General features: G+C 56.8%; 9 protein-coding genes. 6 read left to right on the forward strand and 3 right to left on the reverse strand.

All coding sequences use genetic code 11. The features are described 5' to 3' along the window. The 3 genes from A3754_RS27900 to A3754_RS18535 all read left to right on the forward strand — a co-directional run. Positions 1-351, forward strand: a 351-nt coding sequence (locus A3754_RS27900) for a hypothetical protein (protein WP_063520880.1), incomplete at its 5' end; no start/stop codon positions are given. Positions 352-442: 91 nt separating this feature from the next. Then, positions 443-1,450 carry a YqaJ viral recombinase family protein gene (locus A3754_RS18530; protein WP_063520881.1) on the forward strand — a complete coding sequence of 336 codons (1,008 nt, stop codon included), beginning with the start codon at positions 443-445 and terminating at the stop codon, positions 1,448-1,450. A 74-nt stretch (positions 1,451-1,524) separates the two neighbouring features. Next, positions 1,525-2,409: a hypothetical protein gene (locus tag A3754_RS18535; RefSeq protein ID WP_063520882.1), complete on the forward strand. Its 885-nt coding sequence runs from the start codon at positions 1,525-1,527 to the stop codon at positions 2,407-2,409. Here the strand turns inward: A3754_RS18535 and A3754_RS18540 are convergent. Next, positions 2,406-2,735, reverse strand: a complete 330-nt coding sequence (locus tag A3754_RS18540; protein ID WP_082872222.1) for a helix-turn-helix domain-containing protein — start codon at positions 2,733-2,735, stop codon at positions 2,406-2,408. The two genes, A3754_RS18535 and A3754_RS18540, sit on opposite strands and share 4 nt — an antisense overlap. 240 nt (positions 2,736-2,975) lie before the next feature. Here A3754_RS18540 and A3754_RS18545 point away from each other — a divergent pair, with 240 nt between their 5' ends. From A3754_RS18545 to A3754_RS18555, 3 genes are all read left to right on the forward strand, one after another. Next, entirely contained in the window at positions 2,976-3,533 is a 558-nt protein-coding gene (locus tag A3754_RS18545; protein ID WP_082872425.1) for a DUF4339 domain-containing protein, read from the forward strand. A gap of 95 nt (positions 3,534-3,628) precedes the next feature. Beyond that, positions 3,629-3,913, forward strand: a complete 285-nt coding sequence (locus tag A3754_RS18550) for a hypothetical protein (protein ID WP_063518846.1) — start codon at positions 3,629-3,631, stop codon at positions 3,911-3,913. Between the two features lie 69 nt (positions 3,914-3,982). After that, positions 3,983-4,330, forward strand: coding sequence for a hypothetical protein (locus A3754_RS18555; protein WP_063520884.1), 348 nt, complete (start codon positions 3,983-3,985; stop codon positions 4,328-4,330). Between the two features lie 48 nt (positions 4,331-4,378). Here the strand turns inward: A3754_RS18555 and A3754_RS18560 are convergent, their stop codons facing one another. Together A3754_RS18560 and A3754_RS18565 are read right to left on the reverse strand one after the other, a co-directional pair. Further along, positions 4,379-4,573 carry an AlpA family transcriptional regulator gene (locus A3754_RS18560; protein WP_063520885.1) on the reverse strand — a complete coding sequence of 65 codons (195 nt, stop codon included), beginning with the start codon at positions 4,571-4,573 and terminating at the stop codon, positions 4,379-4,381. A gap of 54 nt (positions 4,574-4,627) precedes the next feature. Further along, complete coding sequence (locus A3754_RS18565) at positions 4,628-5,347, reverse strand: inovirus Gp2 family protein (protein ID WP_063520886.1); 720 nt, start codon at positions 5,345-5,347, stop codon at positions 4,628-4,630. Positions 5,348-5,550: the final 203 nt, after the last annotated feature.

A 5,550-nucleotide genomic window follows, 5' to 3' on the forward strand; every position in this document is an offset into this window, starting at 1 on the left:
TGGGGCGCGTTCCTGCATGAAGGCTTGATGTGCCACCCCGGCGATCCGGGGCGCAGTCGCCGCATCCTGGAGACCTGGGACAGTGGCTGCATCGAGCTGATCATCGCCTCCTGTGAATACCTGGACCCACTGTGGCAAACCGTCTCCCACATCTGGTTCGAACCCCGTGGACGCCCCGGCATCTTCGAGTACGAAGTGGTCAGCGAGCTGGGCGAATGGCTGGGTGAGCAACTGCTTACTACCGGCCACCTCCCCAGCGACAAGCAAGCCGAACGCTATATCGAAGCGCTGGTGAATGACTTCTTCGAGATAGGTGATGAGCCACCCTCGTCGTCAGGCCGCGCCGCATGATGCCATTTAGGCATCACTCACTCTCCATCCCCTTCCCTTACTTCTAGCCCCGGCCATTGTGCCGGGGCTTTTCTTTGTCAGGAGAACACTCATGGCACAACCGAAAAGCACAACTCCTACCCAGCGCCCGGCACTGCGCCTTGTCTCTACCAAGCAGATGAGCCGGGAGGACTGGCTGAAGATCCGCAAGCAGGGCATTGGCGCCAGTGATGCGGCTGCCGCCGTCGGCATCAGCCCGTACCAGTCACCGCTGGAGCTGTGGATGATCAAGACCGGACGGGATGGTCTGTTACCCGCCCCTGATCCCAATGACATTAAATCCCCCCTGTACTGGGGCACCCTGCTGGAGCCAAAGGTAGCCGAGGCTTACGCCAAGATCACTGGCAACAAAGTACGGCGCGTGAATGCCGTGCTGCAGCACCCGGATGACGACAAGCCCTGGATGCTCGCCAACCTGGATTACGCTGTCGTCGGTAATGACGATGTGCAGATCCTCGAGTGCAAGACCACCGGACAGTACGGCGCCCAGCTGTGGGCGGACGGGGTTCCCGAGTACATCCAGNGCCAAGTGCAGCATCAGCTGGCCGTCACCGGCAAGCAGGCTGCCGATGTGGCCGTGCTGATCTGTGGTCAAGAGTTGCAGATTCACCGCATCGAGCGGGACGAAGCGCTGATTGCTCACCTGTACGAGCTTGAGCGGGAGTTCTGGCAGCTGGTGGAAGCGGACACCCCGCCGGACCCGGATGGCTCCGACTCTGCCGGGAACGCCCTGCAAGCCCTCTACCCCCAGGACAAAGGGCAAACCTTGGACCTCACGGATAACCCAGCCATGGAGGGCGACTTCAATGAGCTGCTGGATCTGCGGGACACCCTGGGCCGGTTGAACGAGCGAGAGTCCACCCTCAAGCAACGCATCCAGCAGACCATGGGGCTGGCCAGCAAGGCCACCTTCACCGAGGGCTCCGTGACCTGGAAGCGCAGCAAGGACTCCACCAGCCTGGACACGAAAGCCCTGCTGCAGGATCAGCCTGACCTGCTCAAACAGTACCCCAAGCACAAGGCCGGGAGCCGTCGCTTCCTGGTTCGCCCCAATGCTTAAACCTCTACGACTCACAGCATAACAGCCGGGCTTGGCCCGGCTGCGTCTATGCCAGTTGCCATCAGGAGAATCCCATGATCAAAGGACTCGCGATCACCCCACCCGTGATCGGTCGCATCAGCATCGGTCGCATGGTGGAGAAGAACGGCAAGCGTCTGCCCGAGAAAGACGATCAGTTCACCATCACCACCCAGATCCAGACCAAGGAAGGCTGGCTGCCCCACCCGCTGGATGAGGCCCTGCGCCAGGACACCAAGGGCAATAAACTCCGTAGCATCCCAATCACCCTGCCCTTCAACGATCCGGACCTGAATCTACGGGCGGAATACACCTTCTTCGACCGCAAGAGCGGCAGGCCGCTGTGTGCAGGCAACGGGGAGGCATGCCGACGCCATACCGAGAATGGCCTGTCGTCACTAGACTGCCCCTCCCCAGATCTGTGCGACTACGGCAGCCATGGGCTGTGCAAGCCCTATGGCCGTCTTTATGTCCGCATCGGGAATGACGATGAACTGGGCTGTTTTGTGTTCCGCACCACCGGCTATAACAGCATCCGCACGCTGGCAGCACGACTGCGCTACTTCCACGCCATCAGTAGCGGCAACCTGGCCACCCTGCCGCTGGAACTGAAGCTGCGCGGCAAGAGCACTACCCAGAGTCACCGGGCACCGATCTACTACGTGGATCTGACCCTGCGGGCAGATCAGACCCTGAAAGAAGCCGTCACCCACGCCAGGGAGGAAGCGAAGGGGCGAGAGAATCTGGGGATTCACCAGACGGAGCTGGACAAGGTTGCTCAGGCCGGGCTGATGAATGCCTGGTTCGAGTATGGGGAAGATGAGGGGTTACAGGTGATGGAGGAGTTTTCTGGCGAGAGAGCCACTCAAACCAAGGACTCCCTTGCCCAATCGACTTCTGGACTCAGCAATAAGCTGGCAGGCAAGCAGTCTGCCGGTTAATCCAGAAGGGCCTTCAGGCCTTCCTGGCGGCTGCGAGAAAGTTTGCGGTAACGCTTGAGCAGATGCGCTTCAGCTTCACTGCGGACTTCCGCGCCGTAGGCACCCGCAGGATCGGCGATCCCACCCGCTTCATCACCACAAATCAGGTAATCAAGCGAAACACCTAGCACCTGTTTCAGGGCAGGAAGCAGACGAAAGCCTGGAGCGTCACGACCATTCTCCCAAGCGGAAACCGTGGATTTGGTGACATCCAACTCAAAGCCCAACTGTTCCTGAGTCAGCCCCAATGCCAACCGGGCCGCTTTCAGGCGCTTGGGAAAACTCATCACGCCCACTCCACCAAATCAGATGAAGCAACGCTACGGCAGAGCCATACCTGTGTCGTATCGCCTAACTTGACTCGCAAAGTGTCGCACTGCAATACTTTTGCCGTGCCGGGAGCCCGAACCTCGTTCGGGCCTAAATCACGTTGGGGGAACGTGGTCTGTCACAGTCGGCTAGCCAGGACGGTTAGCTGCCCCCTTATGCCTCCCAAAATCACCAAGAAAAATGAAATGAGGTCCAACATGGAAGCAACAGAAACACAGAAACCGTGGTTCTACGAAAGTGCTGGCCAACGCAAAGGCGGGTTTTCTGAACAGGAAATGATCGGCTTGATCACGAGCGGGGAAATCACCCATGGCGCCATTGTCTGGCGCAACGGGCTGTCCGAGTGGACGAAACTGGAAAAGACCGAGCTAGCGGCACACCTGGATAAGACCACGCCTCCCCCTCTCAGTGGGGAGCACGTGAACAATACCATCGTGTGGATTCTGGCCTTTGCGCCACTGATTGGCTTGATCCTCGAATCCATCGTCGCAGGTGTAGCTTACGACGGAAATGAATACCGGATAGAACAAGCCCTCTCGAATGCCGAGTTCTGGTACATCACTCTGGCTCTCAACATCGCCTTGTCATTCTGGGATGAAAAGCGTCTGGAGCAATCCGGTATCGACACCAGCAAGTTCAAAGGAATCACCTGGCTGATCCCCGTTTACCTGTATCAAAGAGCCCAGGCCCTGAAGCACAACCTGGCCTACTTCATCGTCTGGTTGGTTTGCTTCGCGCTGATGCTCACGGTTTAACCACCGAGCCTATACCAGCGATATCGCGCCAACCCCATGAAGGCCTGTCACACATCGACAGGCCGCCTCCTATCAATATCAGAAGAGCCACCACAATGAAGACTCTATCTTTATTGCTGCCTGCCGCGTCCATCTTGCTGGCTGGATGCGCAGAGGAGCCCAACAGCACCTTCGAGGAAAGCATTAACGCCCTGTGTGTTGACCAGATCACGCTGGACGATCTGGAAAACCCAGATTTCTGCGACTGTGTATACACGAATGTCTTGGCTAGCTACTCCGTCACCGTAGGGGTACCACCGGATGACATCTCGTCGGGCGAGGCGCAATCAGCAGTTCAGCCCTTGGTCAGTGATGCCATTGCCACATGCAGAAATGGCTAACTCGCACCAACTCCCATTTATCGACCCTCCCCTTCAATTCATCCCATCATTCACAACATGGAGTTAATCATGAGAAAAATGACTTTCGCTGCGGCCTTGATGGCCATCTCCCTTTCCGGGTGCTCAGACCTCTCTGAAGTCATCGAAGTTGGCACAGCAACCAGGTACACCGGATTCGGTCCGGGTATGGACCCTCAGTTCGTAACCATTCGCAGCCTCGTGGAAGAGGTTAAGATCCAAGAAATCACCGTCAACAGAGGTAAATGCCGCATCCTCAAATACAGCGGGAAAAGCCAACTTCCCAAGACCATCAGCTTTGGAGAAACAGCCAGGATTCAAGTCAACAATGACTGCGACGTCCTGGAGGCTGAGATCGAAACAGATCAAGGGGCCGGCACCTACAGCTTTGGCGGTTAACCACCCCACCCCAATACAGCGGCTCCAGCAAGGGCCGCTGCTTACCTTCTAATCACCCACCTCACGATCCCGCTCTTCAATTCTCTCCAATATCCACGATTCCACCTCGTCAGACACCCACCCAGAGGCTCGCCCGCCCAACTGCACCGGCTTGGGGAAGGCACCCTCACTGGCCAACTTGTAGATGTACGAACGGCCCAACCCGGTGGTGTCCATGACTTCCTTCAAACGCATGATCTTCATGAGACTCTCCTTCAACTCATGAGATAGCGCTCGCCTGTATTTTTTTACTCACTCCTATCTCCGGCTGGTACCGAAGTGTCTGATCCCCATCCCATATTGCTTGGTCTTGGCTTTCGCCAAGTAGCTGATGCGGCTAAACAAACCCGCCACCTCAGCTTCCCCACCAGCTGAACCCACATTGACTCGGTATACGCAGCTGTAGGGGAAGTGAACCAATCCACTGCCCTCATCTGGCCCCAACCCGACGGCTCGTGACCACGCCTTCACAATGCGCTCGGCAAGGTTCTTCGCTGGCCTGTCCGCCAGCGAGTCTCGCGGCACGTCCGGATCAGGCATTGCAGCCCCTTCCCCCTTCGCAGAAGGCAGGCTCCCTAGCTGCCGGTAAGTATCCTTGTTAAAGAACAGGCAGACGTGGAAATGAGGTTGATCGCTGCTGTCCTGCTCTCGTACCCAGATATACCGGACAGCGGTGTCATGGACCCGCTTACCTTCGCTACGTCTACGATTAACGTCAGCTTTTATTTGTTCTCGCAACGAGCTGATAAATCGACCCATCACAAACTCCAGCTGAAAGGGATGACGCTCAGGCAGACGCAGATCGAGTCTCACAGCCAACGTTCGAGGGTGTTCAGACAATGACCAATCCAGGGTCTCTTTGAAGCGGTACAGGTATTCATGCACTAAAGGTCCATGCTGAAGCTGGACCTCATAGCCATGCCAGGAGCCTGTGTGGTGTAGGGAAAGATTGGTGTTAAGAGGGTGCCGGTTAATCATTAATTTCTCCTATGAGAATTGTTTGCTCATAGGAGATGCCTGTGTGTAACTTTCGACCGGCACCAAGGTGGATAAATAGCGCTGCCCGGCTTTAGGGAGCCGGACAGCTAATAATCCTGATTGGGTATCCCAGCCTTCAACAAGTGGGCTGGATGGAAAACCCTATATATCTATTACCGACAAGCCAATGCTGGCCAACGCCA

The sequence above is a fragment of the Alcanivorax sp. HI0083 genome (genome assembly GCF_001635175.1).